General features: G+C 58.5%; 17 protein-coding genes. 7 read left to right on the top strand and 10 right to left on the bottom strand.

Annotated elements, in window-relative coordinates; genetic code table 11:
• Window positions 1-187 precede the first annotated feature (187 nt).
• A complete protein-coding gene (gene kduD, locus ACQZ51_RS01040) occupies window positions 188-946 on the top strand; it encodes a 2-dehydro-3-deoxy-D-gluconate 5-dehydrogenase KduD (protein ID WP_448774597.1) in 759 nt (252 codons plus the stop codon).
• 13 nt (window positions 947-959) lie between these two features.
• On the opposite strand, the gene ACQZ51_RS01035 is transcribed toward kduD, so the two are convergent.
• The gene (locus tag ACQZ51_RS01035) at window positions 960-1,889 is read right to left on the bottom strand and encodes a DMT family transporter (RefSeq protein ID WP_448774596.1); all 930 of its coding nucleotides are present in this window, start codon (window positions 1,887-1,889) and stop codon (window positions 960-962) included.
• Window positions 1,890-1,981: 92 nt separating this feature from the next.
• A complete protein-coding gene (locus tag ACQZ51_RS01030) occupies window positions 1,982-3,325 on the bottom strand; it encodes a formimidoylglutamate deiminase (RefSeq protein ID WP_448774595.1) in 1,344 nt (447 codons plus the stop codon).
• Window positions 3,326-3,412: 87 nt separating this feature from the next.
• Between ACQZ51_RS01030 and hutI the strand changes: the two genes are divergently transcribed.
• Genes hutI through ACQZ51_RS01005 form a run of 5 tightly spaced genes read left to right on the top strand, consistent with a single transcriptional unit; the run spans window position 3,413 to window position 9,273 of the window.
• A complete protein-coding gene (hutI, locus tag ACQZ51_RS01025) occupies window positions 3,413-4,669 on the top strand; it encodes an imidazolonepropionase (RefSeq protein WP_448774593.1) in 1,257 nt (418 codons plus the stop codon).
• A complete protein-coding gene (hutH, locus tag ACQZ51_RS01020) occupies window positions 4,666-6,201 on the top strand; it encodes a histidine ammonia-lyase (RefSeq protein WP_448774592.1) in 1,536 nt (511 codons plus the stop codon). Before hutI ends, hutH begins: the two co-directional genes overlap by 4 nt.
• 2 nt (window positions 6,202-6,203) lie before the next feature.
• Window positions 6,204-7,019 (top strand): N-formylglutamate deformylase, encoded by an 816-nt coding sequence (gene hutG / locus ACQZ51_RS01015; RefSeq protein ID WP_448774591.1) that lies wholly within the window; start codon window positions 6,204-6,206, stop codon window positions 7,017-7,019.
• Window positions 7,016-8,701, top strand: coding sequence for a urocanate hydratase (gene hutU, locus ACQZ51_RS01010; RefSeq protein WP_448774589.1), 1,686 nt, complete (start codon window positions 7,016-7,018; stop codon window positions 8,699-8,701). Before hutG ends, hutU begins: the two co-directional genes overlap by 4 nt.
• Before the next feature lie 5 nt (window positions 8,702-8,706).
• Window positions 8,707-9,273 carry a HutD/Ves family protein gene (locus tag ACQZ51_RS01005; protein ID WP_448774588.1) on the top strand — a complete coding sequence of 189 codons (567 nt, stop codon included), beginning with the start codon at window positions 8,707-8,709 and terminating at the stop codon, window positions 9,271-9,273.
• On the opposite strand, the gene ACQZ51_RS01000 is transcribed toward ACQZ51_RS01005, so the two are convergent.
• Window positions 9,257-10,147, bottom strand: a complete 891-nt coding sequence (locus ACQZ51_RS01000) for a LysR family transcriptional regulator (RefSeq protein WP_448774586.1) — start codon at window positions 10,145-10,147, stop codon at window positions 9,257-9,259. The two genes, ACQZ51_RS01005 and ACQZ51_RS01000, sit on opposite strands and share 17 nt — an antisense overlap.
• A gap of 105 nt (window positions 10,148-10,252) precedes the next feature.
• On the opposite strand from ACQZ51_RS01000, the gene ACQZ51_RS00995 reads away from it, so the two are divergent.
• On the top strand, window positions 10,253-11,749 hold the full coding sequence (locus tag ACQZ51_RS00995) for a CoA-acylating methylmalonate-semialdehyde dehydrogenase (RefSeq protein WP_192063229.1): 1,497 nt from the start codon (window positions 10,253-10,255) through the stop codon (window positions 11,747-11,749).
• A 43-nt stretch (window positions 11,750-11,792) separates the two neighbouring features.
• Here the strand turns inward: ACQZ51_RS00995 and upp are convergent, their stop codons facing one another.
• The 7 genes from upp to cyoB all read right to left on the bottom strand — a co-directional run bounded on the left by upp (window position 11,793) and on the right by cyoB (window position 18,780).
• Window positions 11,793-12,422, bottom strand: coding sequence for a uracil phosphoribosyltransferase (gene upp / locus ACQZ51_RS00990; RefSeq protein WP_042616278.1), 630 nt, complete (start codon window positions 12,420-12,422; stop codon window positions 11,793-11,795).
• Window positions 12,423-12,524: 102 nt separating this feature from the next.
• Window positions 12,525-13,511: an adenosine deaminase gene (locus tag ACQZ51_RS00985; protein WP_448774585.1), complete on the bottom strand. Its 987-nt coding sequence runs from the start codon at window positions 13,509-13,511 to the stop codon at window positions 12,525-12,527.
• Complete coding sequence (locus tag ACQZ51_RS00980; protein ID WP_448774583.1) at window positions 13,508-14,728, bottom strand: phosphopentomutase; 1,221 nt, start codon at window positions 14,726-14,728, stop codon at window positions 13,508-13,510. Before ACQZ51_RS00980 ends, ACQZ51_RS00985 begins: the two co-directional genes overlap by 4 nt.
• A gap of 120 nt (window positions 14,729-14,848) precedes the next feature.
• A complete protein-coding gene (locus ACQZ51_RS00975) occupies window positions 14,849-15,613 on the bottom strand; it encodes an SURF1 family protein (protein WP_448774581.1) in 765 nt (254 codons plus the stop codon).
• 119 nt (window positions 15,614-15,732) lie between these two features.
• Entirely contained in the window at window positions 15,733-16,146 is a 414-nt protein-coding gene (gene cyoD / locus ACQZ51_RS00970) for a cytochrome o ubiquinol oxidase subunit IV (RefSeq protein ID WP_448774580.1), read from the bottom strand.
• Window positions 16,146-16,772: a cytochrome o ubiquinol oxidase subunit III gene (cyoC, locus tag ACQZ51_RS00965; protein ID WP_448774578.1), complete on the bottom strand. Its 627-nt coding sequence runs from the start codon at window positions 16,770-16,772 to the stop codon at window positions 16,146-16,148. The genes cyoD and cyoC overlap by 1 nt, the downstream gene beginning before the upstream one ends.
• A 4-nt stretch (window positions 16,773-16,776) precedes the next feature.
• Window positions 16,777-18,780: a cytochrome o ubiquinol oxidase subunit I gene (cyoB, locus tag ACQZ51_RS00960; protein ID WP_042616272.1), complete on the bottom strand. Its 2,004-nt coding sequence runs from the start codon at window positions 18,778-18,780 to the stop codon at window positions 16,777-16,779.
• Window positions 18,781-18,899 lie beyond the last annotated feature (119 nt).

Raw genomic sequence — 18,899 nt, 5'->3', positions numbered from 1 at the left:
CAAGCTCAAAGTTGTGCTCGCAACGGTTTCGCCTGATTTTGACCTGAGGCGGCCTCCATTTGCAAACCATGGTTGTCCGAGGCCATGTCATCATATGATTTTATAAATTGGTACTATTTGTTTCTTGAACCTGCAGCCCGGTTGCGGTAGATAGCGCAGAGCCGATGCCAATGGATGGAGATCCCGGATGACCGTTTCCTTCGACCTGACCGACAAGACTGCGATCATCACCGGGGCCAATACGGGACTTGGACAGGGCATCGCGATTGCTCTGGCCGGTGCAGGAGCGACCGCGGTCCTCGTCGGGCGTTCTTCGATGGCGGAGACGGAAGATGCGATCGCCGCCATCGGTGGGAAAAGCCACAGCATCAAGGCCGACCTTTCCAGCATTGCCCCCGTCGACGCGATCATGGAAGAAACGGTGCGCCATTGCGGCGGTGCCGATATCCTCGTCAACAATGCGGGCATCATCAAACGCGCTGACTCCCTCGACTTTACCGAGGCTGACTGGGACGCGGTGATGGATGTCAATCTGAAGACGGTGTTCTTCCTCAGCCAGGCCTTTGCCCGTCATCTTGTTGCGCAAGGCAAGCCAGGCAAGATCATCAATATCGCCTCGCTCCTGTCGTTCCAAGGTGGAATTCGCATTCCCTCTTACACCGCCTCCAAGAGCGGACTTGCGGGCCTGACGCGTCTTCTGGCCTGCGAATGGGCGGGCAAAGGCATCAACGTCAACGCCATCGCGCCCGGCTATTTCGATACCAACAACACCGAAGCCCTGCGCAACGATCCAGACCGCAACGCCGCCATTCTGGCACGCATTCCCGCTGGGCATTGGGGTAAGCCGGAAGAGATCGGCGGCGCGGCCGTGTTTCTCGCTTCAGCCGCGTCAAATTATGTCCACGGCACGGTTCTGCCCGTGGATGGTGGGTGGATGGCGCGCTAAGCGCCTAAAACCTTTAGACGATGTCGTCGAGGGGCGGGTTTGCCGTTCTGGCCTGTCTGCGCTTGAGGGCATTCTCGCGGAAAAAGATGTAGAGGCCTGACAAGACGATCAGGCCCGCACCGATGACAATGCTGGTCTGGGGCACATCGCCAAAAATCAGCCAACCAAACACCACTGCCCAGAGCAGCAATGTATATTGAAGCGGCGCGACAGTTGCGGCATCGGCCAGCTTGAGGGCGCGATTGACCAGAACATGCGCTGTCATCGCAACGATACCCAAGAGGCCGAGAAGCGAGAGATCAAAGCCTGATTTCAGTGGCACCCAGCCGGATGGCGCAATGGCAAGCGCCACGGCGCCCGCAAGGCCTGCACCCACGACCTGCCAGAATGCGAGAACCGTATCCGGTGTGTTTCGCAGCTGTCGTCCCGATAGCATCATGAAGGCGAAGGCCGCACTTCCGAGGATCGAGAACAAGGCAGCAGATGTCAGGGATGCCGAACTTGGCTGGAGCGCGATCACAACGCCGACAAAACCGACGCCAATCGCGGTCCATCTACGCCAGCCGACTTTTTCGCCCAACAGAAATGGCGAAAGCGCCGCAACATAGATGGGAGCGGCCAGCCAATAGGTCATGACATCGGCCAGGGGCAGTGCGGTCACGGCGAAGTAGAAGCAGAAGAGCTCGGCGGTGGAGAAAAACACTCTGGCCGCCTGAAGCGCGGGTCGCTCGACACGCCACAGCTTTGTCATCCCCGACCGCAGAAGAATAAACAGCAAGACAATGATGGCAGCGCCACTGCGCACCAGCACGACCTGCCCCAGACTATAGGTCGAGACCAGCCACTTGCCCATGGCGTCGTTCAGCGCAAACAAAAGCATGCCGAGCAGCATGACGGCCACGCCCATACCGGTGGGCGAAAGCTGGCGGAGGAATTTTGGCATTGTGATCTCGAACTCCCTGACTGCCCATGACTCCGTGAGCCACCGCATCAAGTCAAGCCCAGCGGAAACATGTATTAGCGTGTCCGCAGTTTCTACACGGACAAAAGCTGCGTCATTGTCTGCCGGAACCGTTGCGAGATCGTTTCGCGCAAAACATGACGGCCATTCCGCACCACTGAGCGGCCATTGATCCAGACCTGATCCGGTTTGACGAGATTGCCGAAAATCCAGCCGTCCAGCAGATGATCGCCCTCCAGATAGGGGGCGTTATCGACATTCAGAGACACGAAATCTGCCGGATGACCCTGCACGATGCCAGATCGTGCGCCGAGTGCCTGTGCGCCACCGCTCAATGCAGCATCAAACAGCGCACGCCCGGTGGAGCCGTTTGCGGGCGCGATGACGTTGCGGGCGCGCTGCGACAGCCGTTGAGAATATTCCAGCTGGCGCAATTCATCGCTGACACCGATGAGCACATTGCTATCGGACCCAATGCCGAACGCACCGCCAGAGGCGAGAAATTCCGGCGCGGAAAATGTGCCATCGCCCAGATTGGCTTCGGTGATGGGGCAAAGACCCGCGACCGCACCGGTTTTTGCCACGGCAACCGTTTCCTCTGCCGTCATATGCGTGGCGTGGATGAGGCACCAGCGATCTGTCACATCAGCATGTTCCAGCAGCCATTGCACCGGGCACTGTCCGGACCACGCAATGCAATCTTCGACTTCCTTCACCTGCTCGGCAATGTGGATGTGCAGAGGCGCGTCGGGCGCAAGCTGGGCTGCCATTGCCAGTTGCTCCGGCGTCACCGCCCGCAGGCTGTGGGGAGCAAGCCCGAGGATGCTGTTTGGCAGGGCGGATGCCGCCTTCTGGCAGCCCTCGAACAGGCGCGCAAAATCATCGGTGGAATTGATGAAGCGGCGCTGGCCTTCGAGAGGTTCCTGCCCGCCAAAACCCGAATGGGCATAGAGCACGGGAAGCAACGTCAGCGCGATGCCGGTCTGAGAGGCTGCGCTTGCGATCCGCTCCGCAAGCTCGGCGATATTGGCGTAATGCCCGCCATCCGTATCGTGGTGGAGATAGTGAAACTCGCCGACACGACCGAAGCCCGCCTCCAGCATTTCCATGTAAAGCTGTGCGGCGACCGCTTCCATCTGGTCCGGCGTCATCGTCAGGGCGAAGCGGTACATCAGCGTGCGCCAGCTCCAGAAACTATCCTGCGTGGCCCCCCGCGTTTCCACCATGCCCGCCATGGCCCGCTGAAAAGCATGGCTGTGCAGGTTCGACATGGCTGGGACGATCACCTTAACCCGCTCATCACCGGCAGCAGCCTCCACGCCGGTTTCAACAGAGGCAATCCGTCCATCCGCAATTTTCAGGCGAATATTTTTGGCCCAACCGTCTGACAGGAAAGCGGTTTCAGCATGAAGGTACATGTCGGCTCCTCATTTTCAAATGACAGCTCTTGCCTCGTAGTGCATTATGTATATACATATTAAACATATGGGAAGGGAAATTTGAGCATGACTGGCACCTTCATTCCAGACCAGACCACCGATCAGACCGCAATTTCTCTCTGGCGCAACGCCCGGATTGCAACGCTTGCACCAATGTCTCAAGGCCTTGGAATTGTCGAAAAAGGAGCCATCGCCGTGCGCAACGGGCGTATCCTGTTTGCGGGTCCCGAGGCGGAGCTGCGGCAAGACTATGCAAGCGCCGCCCGTGTGTTTGATTGCGATGAACGCTGGATCACCCCTGCCCTGATCGATTGCCACACCCATCTCGTTTTTGGCGGCAACCGCGCCATGGAATTCGAGATGCGGTTGAATGGCGCAAGCTATGAAGAGATTTCCAGAGCAGGCGGCGGCATCGTCTCTTCCGTGCGTGAGACGCGTGCGTTGTCGCAGGATGAACTGATTGCGCAGGCGCTGCCGCGACTGGACGCGCTTCTGGCCGAGGGCGTTTCCACCATCGAGATCAAATCCGGTTACGGACTGGATATCGAAACCGAACTGAAGATGCTGCGCGTTGCGCGCAACCTCGGAACGTTGCGCCCAGTGCGTATTCTCACCACCTACCTCGCCGCCCACGCGACCCCGGCTGACTATAAAGGCCGCAACGCAGATTACGTAGCCGATGTTGTTTTGCCCGGCATGGAGCGCGGCCATGCCGAAGGCTTGATCGACGCCGTCGATGGTTTTTGCGAAGGTATCGCCTTTTCCGTTGAGGAGATGCGCATTGTCTTTGAGAAGGCCGTGTCGCTCGGCTTGCCGCTCAAGCTGCATGCCGAACAGCTTTCCAATCTGGGTGGCTCGCAACTGGCGGCATCCTATGGCGCATTGTCTGCCGATCATCTGGAGTATCTTGATCAAGCAGGAGCAGTTGACCTTGCCAAAGCCGGGACCGTTGCTGTGCTATTGCCTGGCGCATTCTACACATTGCGCGAAACGAAAGTGCCGCCGGTGCAGGCCCTGCGGGATGCGGGGGCCAATATGGCGCTTGCCACAGACTGCAATCCCGGCACCTCGCCGCTGACCTCGCTGCTGTTGACCATGAATATGGGTGCGACGCTGTTCCGGCTGACGGTTGAAGAATGCCTCACAGCCACCACACGCAATGCGGCTAAAGCGCTGGGGATTTCCTCTGAAACCGGAACGCTCGAAGCCGGAAAATCCGCCGATTTTGCCATCTGGAATATCGAGCGGCCCGCCGAGCTTGTCTACCGCATCGGGTTCAACCCGCTTCATGCCCGTATTTTCAAGGGACGGATCACATCATGACCATCACTCTCCACCCCGGCTCCGTGCAGCTTGCCGATCTGGCCGATATCTATTGGAACAACGGTTCGGCTAAGCTTGATCCGTCTTTCGATGCCGGCATCGAAAAAGCCGCAAAACGCATAGCGGAAATTGCCGCTGGCAATGCCCCGGTCTATGGCATCAATACAGGCTTCGGCAAACTGGCCTCGATCAAGATCGATGCTGCCGATCTCGCCACGCTCCAGCGCAATCTCATCCTGTCGCATTGCTGCGGCGTGGGTGCAGCGCTTCCGGAAAATATCGTGCGGCTCATCATGGCGCTGAAGCTGATTTCGCTCGGTCGCGGCGCATCCGGTGTGCGGTTGGAACTGGTGCGATTGATTGAAGCGATGCTGGAAAAAGGCGTCATTCCCGCCATACCGGAAAAAGGTTCGGTCGGCGCATCGGGAGACCTTGCACCATTGGCACATATGGCAGCTGTCATGATGGGTGAAGGCGAAGCGTTTTATGAGGGTGCGTTGATGCCAGCAGCAGAGGCGCTCGCAAAAGCTGGTCTGACGCCTGTCGTGCTGGCCGCGAAAGAGGGTCTAGCGCTGATAAACGGCACGCAGACCTCTACGGCTCTCGCGCTGGCAGGACTGTTCCGCGCCCACCGGGCAGCCCAAGCGGCGCTGATAACAGGCGCTCTCTCCACCGATGCAGCCATGGGCTCATCCGCGCCATTCCACCCCGACATTCACACATTGCGTGGCCACAAAGGTCAGATCGATGCCGGGGCTGCCCTTCGCAATCTGCTTGACGGTTCCGAGATCCGCGTCAGCCATATCGAGGGCGATGAGCGCGTGCAGGATCCCTATTGCATCCGATGCCAGCCGCAGGTGGATGGTGCCTGCCTCGACCTTCTGCGCCACGTTGCCCAGACCTTGCAGATCGAGGCCAATGCAGTCACCGACAACCCGCTGGTCCTTTCCGACAATTCCGTTGTGTCCGGCGGCAATTTCCACGCAGAGCCCGTTGCCTTCGCGGCAGACCAGACGGCCCTTGCCATCTGCGAGATCGGCGCGATTGCCCAGCGCCGTATCGCCTTGCTGGTGGACCCGGCGCTGTCTTACGGCCTTCCTGCGTTTCTCTCGAAAAAACCTGGCCTCAATTCCGGCCTGATGATTGCCGAGGTGACTTCGGCTGCGCTGATGAGCGAAAACAAGCAGATGTCGCACCCGGCATCGGTCGATTCCACGCCGACCTCTGCCAATCAGGAAGACCACGTTTCCATGGCCTGCCACGGCGCGCGCCGCCTGCTGGCAATGACGGAAAACCTGTTTGCCATTCTCGGCATCGAGGCCCTGTCCGCTGTTCAGGGCGTGGAACTGCGCGGACCGCTGAAAACCAGTCCGGAGCTGCAAAAAGCAATGGCTGTGCTGCGCGGCGTCATCCCCTCGCTGGATGATGATCGCTACATGGCGCCCGATCTGAAGGCAGCATCGGAGTTGATCGCGTCAGGCGCACTAATCTCGGTCATTTCAGATGGCATCCTGCCGAAGCTGGAGGTCTGAGCATGTCTGTTTTCGAACTGCATCAAGGGTCATCGCCCATCATTTTGGGGTTGCCGCACACCGGCACCGAGGTGCCAGCGGACATATTGGAACGGCTGAACAGCAATGGCAAAACCCTTGCCGATACCGACTGGCACATTCACGATCTCTATGCCGGACTGCTGGATGACGCGACGACCGTGCGCGCCACGTTCCACCGCTATGTCATCGACGCGAACCGCGACCCTGCGGGTGTGAGCCTCTACCCCGGACAGAATACGACGGGGCTGGTGCCGACAACGGATTTTGATGGCAATCCCATCTGGAACGAGGGCGAGGAGCCGACCGATGCGGATATCGCAGAGCGGCTGAAACAGTTTCACGCGCCCTACCACGCAGCCCTTTCGGCGGAAATTGCGCGGGTGAAGGCCATACACGGCATCGCCATTCTCTATGATTGCCACTCGATCCGCTCTCACATTCCGTTTCTGTTTGACGGCGTGCTGCCGGATTTCAACATCGGCACGGATATGGGCCGGACATGCGACCCTGCCATCGAAACCATCGTCCGCGATGGTGCGGCTGCGGCACAAGGCTACACGTTCGTTCTGAACGGACGCTTCAAGGGCGGCTGGACAACCCGCCATTACGGAAAGCCGGAAACCGGCGTTCACGCCATCCAGATGGAACTGGCACAATCCACCCATCTCACCAAGCAAACACCACCATTTGCCTATGACCGCGAAAAGGCGACGCGCCTTCGCATTCACCTCAAAGACATTCTGAGGCGCCTGGAAGATTTCGCGCTTCATGCCAACGACAAGGGGAGACCATCATGAACAATCCACGCCACAATGAACGCGAAGTCCGCAGCCCCAGAGGCCCGGAACTGAACGCCAAAAGCTGGATGACCGAAGCGCCGCTGCGCATGTTGATGAACAATCTCGACCCTGATGTCGCCGAGCGCCCGCATGATCTGGTTGTCTATGGTGGCATTGGCCGCGCCGCCCGCACCTGGGAGGATTTCGACCGCATCGTCGCCACGCTGAAGGACCTCAACGAGGACGAGACGCTGCTGGTGCAATCCGGCAAGCCGGTTGGCGTGTTTCGCACCCACAAGGATGCGCCGCGTGTACTGATCGCCAATTCCAACCTCGTGCCGCATTGGGCAACGTGGGAGCATTTCAACGAGCTGGATAAGAAGGGGCTGGCCATGTATGGCCAGATGACCGCCGGTTCGTGGATCTACATCGGCACGCAGGGCATTGTGCAGGGAACCTACGAGACTTTCGTGGAGGCCGGACGGCAGCATTACGAAGGCAACCTTAAGGGCAAATGGATCCTGACTGGGGGGCTGGGTGGCATGGGCGGCGCACAGCCGCTGGCCGCCGTGATGGCTGGCGCCTGCTGCCTTGCGGTGGAGTGCGATGAAACCCGCGTCGATTTTCGTCTGCGCACCCGTTACGTCGATGCCAAAGCTCACACGCTGGATGAAGCCCTTGATCTGATCGACCAATGGACAAAGGCTGGCGAAGCGAAATCCGTCGGCCTCATCGGCAATGCTGCGGAGGTTTTCCCGGAGCTGGTCAAGCGCATGCAGGCTGGCGGTCCACGCCCCGATATCGTGACCGACCAGACCTCAGCCCATGACCCGATCCACGGCTACCTGCCCCTCGGCTGGACGGTTGGTGAGTGGCGCGCGAAACAGGAAAGCGACCCCAAGGCGGTGGAAGTTGCCGCCCGCGCTTCGATGAAGCAGCATGTTCAGGCGATGGTCGACTTCTGGAATGCGGGTGTGCCGACGCTGGATTATGGCAACAACATCCGCCAGGTCGCCAAGGAAGAGGGGCTGGAAAACGCCTTCGCCTTCCCCGGCTTCGTGCCAGCCTATATCCGTCCGCTGTTTTGCCGAGGCATCGGCCCATTCCGCTGGGCAGCACTTTCGGGTGATCCTGAGGATATCTACAAGACAGACGCCAAGGTAAAGGAACTGACCCCCGGCAACACCCATTTGCACAATTGGCTGGATATGGCGCGTGACCGCATCGCCTTTCAGGGCTTACCCGCCCGCATCTGCTGGGTGGGTCTTGGCGACAGGCACCGGCTGGCGCTCGCCTTCAACGAGATGGTGAAGAGCGGCGAGCTGAAAGCGCCCGTCGTGATCGGTCGTGACCACCTCGATTCAGGCTCCGTTGCCTCTCCCAACCGGGAGACGGAAGCGATGAAGGACGGATCTGACGCCGTTTCCGACTGGCCGCTTCTGAATGCGCTGCTGAACACTGCATCGGGCGCCACGTGGGTTTCGTTGCACCATGGCGGCGGCGTCGGCATGGGCTTTTCCCAGCATTCGGGCGTCGTCATCTGCGCCGATGGCACAGACGACGCAGCACGGCGTCTGGATCGTGTGTTGTGGAACGACCCGGCAACCGGCGTCATGCGCCACGCCGATGCAGGCTATGACATCGCTCTGGATTGCGCGAAGGAAAAGGGCCTTCGCCTGCCCGGTATTCTGGGTAACTGAAAGCCATGAAGCTCTACCGCGCCAGCGAACACAAGCGCATGCCATGGAAGAATGGTGGTGGAGAGACGGTGGAAATCGCCGTCTTTCCGCCCGGTTCTTCAGTCGATAGCTTTGATTGGCGCATCAGCATGGCGACCGTCGCCAGCGACGGGCCATTCTCCATCTTCCCCGGCATTGATCGGACCTTGTCCATTGTGGATGGTGCCGGAATGTCGCTGGCGATGGAGGGCGGGGAAGACGTGGCGCTGAATGGCGCAAGCCTGCCATTGTCCTTCGCAGCAGATATTGCAGTGGCGGCCACGCTTCCCGATGGGCCCGTGACCGACCTCAATGTCATGACCCGGCGCGGGCGCTATCGTCACAGCGTCGAACGGATAACGGGGCGCTTTGCAGTCAGCAGGGAGGCTTTTGGTGAGATGGTTCTCGTGCTTGTTACGGGAGATGCCTTGGCGATATCGGGGAAGCAGACGCTAGAGATGGCCGCACTGGATGCTGTCGAGGTCGCCGAAACGATAAAGATAGAAGCCAATCACACCCTTTGCTACCTCATCCGCATCACGCCGCAGGGCTGAATATGTGGCGCTCGCTTGCGACAATGTCCTGAAGAAACTGCACCACGGTTCGCACACGCGCCAGTTGGCGGGCATTTTCATGAAATGCGGTCCAGTAGGAGCGGTAGATTGTGACGTCAGGCATGATGCGCGTGAGCTCGGGGTGATTGCGGGCAATGTAATCATGCAGGATGCCGATGCCAGCGCCGGAGCGCACCGCCTCTGTCTGGCCGATGGCGCTTGAGATTTCAAAGCTCGCATTCCAGTCGCGCATCACCTCGCCCGTATAATTCAGCGATGGTGAAAAGATGAGGTCTTCGACATAGCCGATGCGGCGGTGAAGCTTCAACGCCTCGATGGTATCCGGCACGCCATTCATGCGCAGATAGGCGTCCGACGCATAAAGACCCAGCGAATAATCGGTGAGTTTGGACAAAACGAGCCTTCCCTGCTCCGGCCTTTCGATGGTTATGGCAATGTCTGCCTCACGCTGTGACAGCGAGAAAGATCGCGGCACCGGCACAAGCTCTATTTTCAGGTCCGGGTGCATCGCCGTCAGCGCGCCAAGACGCGGCGCGAGAAATGACACGCCGAAACCATCCGGCGCGCCGATGCGCACCGTGCCGCTGATGGCCGAATCCCCTCGCCCCAGATCAGCCCGCACGCCAAGCATTTCCGTTTCCATCCGTTCCGCCGAGGCCAGAAAGCGGGTGCCATCCTCGGTCAGCTCGCATCCGGTCGTGCTGCGCAGGAACAGTTGACAGCCGAGTGCTTCCTCCAGTGCGGACACCCGGCGGCTGAGCGTCGCATGGTTGACACCGAGCTTTCTGGCAGCGGCGAGAAACTGCCCGCTTCGCGCAACGCTGAGGAATACGCGCACATCGTCCCAGTTCATACCCCACCCCTAATGTCGAATTATGCACAACGGATGATTATTCCAGGTGATTGATTTGTGCAATTCAAAGCGCGAAGGTGCGGCATCAAATCTGGAGGACTACCCATGAAAGAAATCGGCCATTTCATCGACGGCAAGCACGTGAGCGGCACCAGCGGCCGCACATCGAATGTCTACAATCCGGCAACAGGCGAAGTGCAGGCAACGGTTTCGCTGGCCAGCGATGCGGAGATCCTGGCGGCTGTTGAGAGCGCCAAGAAGGCCCAGCCAAAATGGGCCGCGACCAACCCGCAGCGCCGCGCCCGCGTGTTCTTCAAGTTCGTAGACTTGTTGAACCAGAACATGGACGAGCTGGCTGTGCTGCTTTCCAGCGAACACGGCAAGACGGTGGAAGATTCCAAAGGCGATATTATTCGCGGCCTGGAAGTCTGCGAATTCGTGTGCGGCATCCCGCATCTTTCCAAGGGTGAGTTCACCGAAGGTGCTGGTCCTGCCATCGACATGTATTCCATCCGCCAGCCGGTTGGCATCGGCGCTGGCATCACGCCTTTCAACTTCCCCGGCATGATCCCGATGTGGATGTTTGCACCGGCAATCGCCTGCGGCAACGCCTTCATTTTGAAGCCTTCCGAGCGCGACCCTTCCCTGCCGATCCGTCTTGCCGAACTGATGATCGAAGCCGGTTTGCCTGCGGGCATCCTCAACGTCGTCAATGGCGACAAGAGCGCCGTTGACGGCCTTCTGACCAACCCGGATATCGGCGCGGTTTCCTTCGTCGGCTCCACGCCGATCGCACGCTATGTCTACGGCACGGCTGCGATGAACGGCAAGCGCGCGCAGTGCTTTGGCGGCGCCAAGAACCACATGATCATCATGCCGGATGCCGATCTCGACCAGGCCGTCAGCGCACTGATGGGTGCCGGTTACGGTTCTGCCGGTGAGCGCTGCATGGCGGTCTCCGTTGCTGTACCGGTTGGTGAAGACACGGCAAATCGTCTGATCGAAAAGCTGATCCCGCAGATCGAAGCACTCAAGATCGGCCCCTATACGGACGACAAGGCCGATATGGGGCCGCTGATCACTAAGGAAGCGCAGACCCGTGTTCAGGGCCTGATCAACAGCGGTGTCGAGCAGGGTGCCGAACTCCTCGTCGATGGCCGGGATTTCAAGCTGCAGGGTTACGAAAACGGCTATTTCGTCGGCGGCTGCCTGTTCGACCACGTGACCACAGATATGGACATCTACAAACAGGAGATCTTCGGACCGGTTCTGTCGGTCGTTCGCGCCAAGAACTATGAAGAAGCCCTGGAACTGCCGATGAAGCACGAATATGGCAATGGCGTTGCGATCTTCACCCGCGATGGTGATGCAGCCCGTGATTTTGCCAGCCGCATCAATATCGGCATGATCGGCATCAACGTGCCAATCCCTGTTCCGCTGGCCTACCATTCCTTCGGCGGCTGGAAGGCATCGAGCTTCGGTGACCTCAACCAGCACGGCACGGATTCGATCAAGTTCTGGACCAAGACCAAGACGATCACGACGCGCTGGCCGTCTGGCATCAAGACTGGTGCAGAATTCGTCATGCCGACGATGAAGTAATCGAGATTTGCGCCCCCGGTTGAACCGGGGGCGCATGGACTGCTTATTTCGTGCCGTACATGCGGTCGCCCGCGTCACCCAGACCGGGCATGATGTAGCCCTGTTCATTTAGGTGGCTGTCGATGGAAGCCGTGAAGATCGGAACATCCGGGTGTGCTTCGCGGAAGTTCTTGATGCCTTCAGGGGCAGCGAGAAGGCACACGAAGCGCATATTCTTTGCGCCACGTTCCTTCAGCTTATCGACGGCTGCGATGGACGAATTGCCCGTTGCCAGCATCGGGTCCACAACGATAATCAGGCGTGCATCGAGATTGTCGGGTGCCTTGAAGAAGTATTCCACGGCCTCAAGCGTATCGTGATCGCGGTACACACCGATATGCGAGACGCGGGCGGATGGAACGAGCTCCAGCATGCCTTCCAGCAGGCCGTTACCGGCGCGGAGGATGGAGGCGAAAACGAGCTTCTTGCCTTCCAGAACCGGCGCCTGAATGGTCTGCATCGGTGTTTCGATGGTTTCCTGCGTCATTTCCAGATCGCGCGTCACTTCATAGCACAACAGCGTCGATATTTCGCGCAGCAGACGGCGGAAACCAGCAGTCGAGGTTTCCTTCTTGCGCATGATGGTAAGTTTGTGCTGCACGAGCGGGTGAGCGATAACGGTGACGCCGTCCATGAACCTGGCCTTTTCTTTGATCTCTGATGTCTCTGTATTTCACCGAATGAACCGGTTTCGCAAGACCGGAAGCACATTTTGCGCCTCCGTCCTTGCCTGTTTCTATGAAGCAGATGGTGTATCCAACAGGCCGAGCAGTCGGGTGCGGGTTTCCTCATCCACAAAGGCCACTTCGATGGCAGTGCGGGTCATTGCATTGATCTCGGCGTCACTGAAACCGAAGGCATGGCGGGCGATCTCATATTCCTGCGCCAGCGACGTGGAGAAGAAGGGTGGGTCGTCAGAACTGACGCAGACCCGAACGCCCGCATCCCGCAGGCGCTTCAACGGATGGCTTTCAAAATCCGGGTAGACATTCAGCGCGATGTTGGAGCCGGGGCAGACTTCCAGAACCGTGCCAAGCTCTGCCAGTCGAGCAACCAGCGCATCATCCTCGATGGCACGTACGCCGTGACCAATGCGCTGCGGCTTTATGAGGTCAAGCGCGTCAGACACGCTGAATGCACCGCAAACCTCGCCCGCATGAATGGTAAGCCCAAGCCCCGCATCGCGGGCGATATCAAAGGCGCGGGCATAGTCTGCCACCCGCCCCATGCGCTCTTCGCCCGCCATGTTGAAGCCGGTGATGAGCGGATGCTTGACCCGGGCCGCATATTCCGCAGCGGCAATGACGCTTTCGGGGCCGAAATGGCGCTCGCCAGTGACGATGATGCGCGCTTCGATGCCGGTCTTCTGCTTCGCCGCCGCTATGCCTTCAGCAATACCGGCCAGATAGGCGTCTGCGCCCAGACCGATGCGGTCGCCGTGATCAGGTGAAATGATCAACTCGCTATAGATGGTATTTTCACCCGCGAGTTCCGTCAGATAGGCCTCGGTCAGGCGCGCATAATCCTCATCCGTCTTGAAGACCTGGGCCACGGCATCATAGCATTTTATGAACTCGGCGAAATCGGACCATATGTAAGCGCCATCGAGCAGAAACGGAGTGGTATCGATGCCATATTTTCGCGCCTGCTCTTCCACGAGTGCTGGCGGCGCAGCCCCTTCCAGATGGCAATGGATCTCGGCTTTCAGAAGGTGGGATGTCACATGAAGCTCCTGCCGTGGCGACCGGTCGGTATATTAAGATGGGCGGCGATGCTTTCGCCGATATCGGCAAAGGTCGGGCGGATGCCGATGCTGCGTTCGCGGATGCCGGGGCCGAAGGCCATGATCGGCACGCGCTCGCGTGTATGATCCGTGCCGCGCCATGTCGGGTCGCAACCATGGTCGGCGGTGATGATCGCGACATCGCCGGGCTGCATCTTGCGGTGAATTTCCGGCAGGCGCGCATCAAAGGCTTCGAGTGCTGCGGCATAGCCTGCGACATCGCGGCGGTGGCCATAATTCATGTCGAAATCGACGAAATTGGTGAAGACGAGATCACCGTTCTCGGCCTCGTCCATAGCCTGTAAGGTCGCATCCATCAGCGCTTCGTTGCCATTGGCCTTGATGACCCGGGACACGCCTTGATGGGCATAGATATCGCCGATCTTGCCGATGGCCAGCACCTTGCGGTCTTTTTCGACAAGCCGATCCAGCAGCGTTGGCTCTGGCGGCAGAACCGAAAAATCGCGTCGATTGCCGGTTCGCTCGAATGTCGCCGGTGTCTCGCCTCTAAACGGGCGGGCGATAACACGGCCGATATTGAGCGGATCGACAAGCTTTCGCACGGTCTGGCATAAGGCAATCAGCCGCTCAAGGCCAAAATGCTCTTCATGTGCGGCAATCTGGAACACGGAGTCCGACGAGGTGTAGCAGATCGGCTTTCCGGTTTTGATGTGTTCCGCACCAAAACGCGCGATGATGTCAGTGCCGGATGCGTGGCAATTGCCGAGTATGCCTGATACCTCGCCCTCCGCGCAGATTCCTGCGACAAGCTCTTCCGAAAAAGCATCACCCTCAGTTGGGAAATAACCCCAATCAAACAGAACGGGTGTACCGGCGATTTCCCAATGGCCAGATGGCGTGTCTTTGCCTTTGGAAACCTCGCTGGCGCAGCCGTGAAGACCATAGATGCGCTCTGGTGGCTCCATGCCCGCAGGGCGTTCACCGCTGGCAAGGTGCGCAATATTCAGAAGCCCGAGCGCCGACATGTTTGGCAGCTTCAACGGACCAGCGCGCAGGACTGCTCGATCCGCCGCACCGGCGGCACAAAACTCGGCGATATGGCCGAGCGTGTTCGATCCCAGATCGCCGTAAGATTCAGCATCCGGTGCGCCACCCACACCAAAGGAATCGAGAAGCAGAAGAAAAGCGCGTGCCATATATCACCACAAAAACTGCGGCTCTTGCGGCCGCTCTCACAACACGGTGATATAATCACCCAGCGCATAAAGGGGAAATGCTTTATTTAAGCACGAGGCTGACGAGGTTCATGCGACTCGTTACTCATCCCTGGCTTTTGGCGCATTCAGATTGCGCATCACATACCATCCCGCCGCAACAACCATTCCAGCCAGAATATACCATGTAACGGCGTAGGAGAGATGGTTGTTCGGGAAGGTCAGCATGGTCTTGCCGCCCACCGGCAGGCCGCCTGGATTGGCGGTCGCATCCGCATCGATGTAGAAGGGTGCGGCATTCTCGATCTTTTTTGCGTCCGTGATCTGCGCGATGTTGCGTGAATACCAGCGGTCGTTTTGCGGATCGTTGGTGCGCAGGAAGAGCCCGCCGGTCTCCGGCGCACGCATCAGTCCGATGACCTCGACTGTGCCCGCGATCTCGCCTTCAGGACGGGTTTCAGGAGCGCGCTTATCGGTCGGCACAAAGCCTCTGTTGATGATGACCCGGGTTCCGTCCTGCCGCTCAAACGGGGTCAGGACCCAATAGCCGGGACCGAGATCCGTTACGGTATAGACCTGAACCTCATCCTGATGGCGGAAGGTGCCGGCAATTTTCACGCGGCGATATTCATATTGCGCGGGGTCCGTCAGCGCAGGCCACTCGGAAGCGGCGGGCGCCTCGACCGGCGCTGCATGTGCACGTTCTTCGACGCGCGCAACCAGATCCTTCTTCCACGCCAGACGGTTGACCTGCCATGTGCCCAGCGCCAGCAAACAGCCGGTCAGGATGATGGTCATGACCATGACGGCGATTGCCGCAGGGCGGATGCCCTTTCGAGCCGATGCTTCTTTGTTCTGAATGGTCATTTGGCTTCTCGCTCAACACAAAACCCCATGAATCCGCTCTCCGATTCATGGGTTTTCGTGTCTCTCGGAGAGGAACGGCCCGCTGTCGCGGGCCGCTAGATCGTGGCAGACGCCGCCGGTTACGGCATGTTGCGCATCTGCTCCATCGTCATGGTCGGCATCATGTTCTTGTTCATGTTGTACATGACCCAGAGCGAGCCGACGAGGGTGATCATGACCACCACAAGCGTGAACAGCAGCGACATGAAGGTCCAGCCGCCCTGCGACTTGGTGTTCATGTGCAGGAAGTAGATCATGTGCACGAAGACCTGAATGACACCGAAGATCATGATGACGATGACGGTTGTCGTGCGGTTTTCGAGAACATCGCTCATGACCAGCCAGAACGGGATCGCCGTCAGGATGACCGAGAGGATGAAGCCGATCATGTAGCTCTTGAACGAGCCATGATCTTCGCCGCTGTCATGATGGTCATGATTATGTGCATGGTCATGACCGTGCGCGTGGTTATGCTCGTGTGTGTTTGAACCCATCACAGAACTCCAACCAGGTAAACAAAGGAAAAGACGCCGATCCAGATCACGTCCAGGAAGTGCCAGAACATGGAAAGGCAGGTCAGGCGGCGCATGTTTGCAGCATGCAGACCGAACTTCTTGATCTGCACCATGAGCGTGACGAGCCAGATGACACCGAAGGTGACGTGCAGACCGTGCGTGCCGACCAGCGCGAAGAAGGCAGACAGGAAGGCCGAACGCTGTGGCGTCGCGCCCTCATGAATGAGGTGGTAGAACTCGTAAAGTTCCAGGCTGAGGAACGCCAAGCCGAAGAGGCCGGTGATGCCGAGCCAGATCAGCGTGGAGTTGATCTTCTTCTTCTGCGCTTCCAGCATGGCAAAGCCGTAGGTGATGGACGACAACAGCAGGAATGCCGTGTTGATCGCCACCAGCTTGAGGTCGAACAGATCGGCACCGGATGGGCCGGCCGCATAGCTGCGACCGACAACGGCATAGGTTGCAAAGAGCGTTGCGAAGATCAGGCAGTCGCTCATCAGATACAGCCAGAAACCGATGGATGTACCGTTTTCTGTGTGGTGGTCTTCCTTCAGGTAGAAGACCGGCTTTTCCGCGCCATTGGCGCTCTGGGCAGGTGCTTGAGACATTCTTTTACGCCTGAGTTGCCAGCAGCTTCGTACGTTCTGCTTCGACTTCCGTCACATCCGATACGGGGATGTAATAGTCGCGATTGTAGTTGAAGGTGTGGGCAATTGAGACCCCGATGATGGCCACCAGAGAAACAATTGCCAGCCACCAGATGTGCCACACCAGTGCGAACCCAAGCACGACGGAGATGGCGCTGATGATGACACCCGTGCCGGTATTCTTCGGCATATGGATCGGGATGAAGCCATCGACGGGGCGCTCGGCGCCGTGCTTTTTCATATGCGCCCAGGCATCGATTTCATGCACGACAGGCGTGAAAGCGAAGTTGTAGGCAGGCGGTGGAGAAGACGTAGACCATTCCAGCGTACGACCGCCATAGGGATCGCCCGAGGTATCACGCAGTTCTTCGCGACGCAGGAAGCTGACGACGAGCTGGATAATGAAGGATGCGATACCCAATGCGATGAGGAATGCACCGAAGGCTGCCACGAGGAACCACGGCTGAAGCGATGTGTCCTCGAACTGGCTGAGGCGGCGGGTAATGCCCATCAGGCCAAGAACGTAGAGCGGCATGAAGGCGAAGTAGAAGCCGACGAACCAGAACCAGAAGGACATCTTGCCCCAGAATGGGTCGAGACGATAGCCGAAGGCCTTTGGATACCAGTAGGCAATACCGGCGAGCACACCGAACACCACGCCACCAATGATTGTGTTGTGGAAGTGGGCGATCAGGAACAGCGAGTTGTGCAGCACGAAGTCGGCTGGAGGAACGGCCAGCAGAACGCCGGTCATGCCACCGATGACGAAGGTGATCATGAAGCCGATGGCCCACAGCATGGGCACATCGAAGGTGATGCGACCCTTATACATCGTGAACAGCCAGTTGAAGATCTTCGCGCCTGTCGGGATCGAGATGATCATCGTCGTGATGCCGAAGAAGGCATTGACGCTGGCACCGGAACCCATGGTGAAGAAGTGGTGCAACCACACGACATAGGCCAGGATGGTGATGACCACTGTCGCATAGACCATCGAAGCATAACCGAAGAGACGCTTGTTGGAGAAAGTCGATACGATCTCGGAGAAAATACCAAAGGCTGGTAGCACGAGAATGTAGACTTCCGGGTGACCCCAGATCCAGATGAGGTTGACGTACATCATCGGATTGCCGCCAAGATCGTTGGTGAAGAAGTTCGTACCAACGTAACGGTCAAGGGTCAGAAGTGCGAGCGTACCGGTCAGGATCGGGAACGAGGCCACGATCAGGATGTTGGAACACAGCGATGTCCACACGAAGATCGGCAGGCGCATCATCGTCATGCCGGGTGCGCGCATCTTGATGATGGTAACGATCAGGTTGATACCCGACAGCGTGGTTCCTACACCGGCAATCTGCAGGCCCCAGATATAGTAGTCCACGCCAACGCTCGGGCTTCCCTGAATGCCTGACAGTGGCGGATAGGCCAGCCAGCCGGTCTGTGCATACTCACCAATGAACAGCGAGATCATGGTGATGACAGCACCGGCCGTTGTCATCCAGAAGGAGAAGTTGTTGAGGAACGGGAACGAGACGTCACGGGCGCCGATCTGCAACGGAATGATGTAGTTCATCAAGCCCGTGATCATTGGCATCGCCATGAAGAAGATCATGATGACACCGTGCGCGGTGAAAATCTGGTCATAGTGGTGGGCGTTCAGATACCCTTCCGAACCGCCAGAGGCAATGGCCTGCTGGATACGCATCATGATGGCGTCGGCAAAGCCGCGCATCAGCATGACGAGTGCCAGGATAATGTACATGATACCGATCTTTTTGTGATCGATACTCGTGAACCATTCCTTCCAGAGATAACCCCAGAGCCGGAAATAGGTGAGCGCGCCCAGAACGGCTGCGCCACCAAGCGCCACGACCGCAAAGGTCACGATGAGAATGGGCTCATGGATGGGGATGGAGTCCCACGTCAGCTTCCCGAAGAGAAATGACGTTTGATCGGTATTGACGACCATTTTAGCCTCTTGCGATTTTTAGAATGCCGCTCATTCCACTGAACAAGACACACATTCCCAAGTCATTGAATTTACGCCTCGAACAGACCGAAGCGTTCAGAGCAGCGCGGAAATCGCGC

Source organism: Agrobacterium sp. CG674 (genome assembly GCF_053521645.1).
The sequence above is the reverse complement of the archived record's forward strand: the minus strand, read 5'-3'. Positions and strand labels throughout refer to the sequence as shown.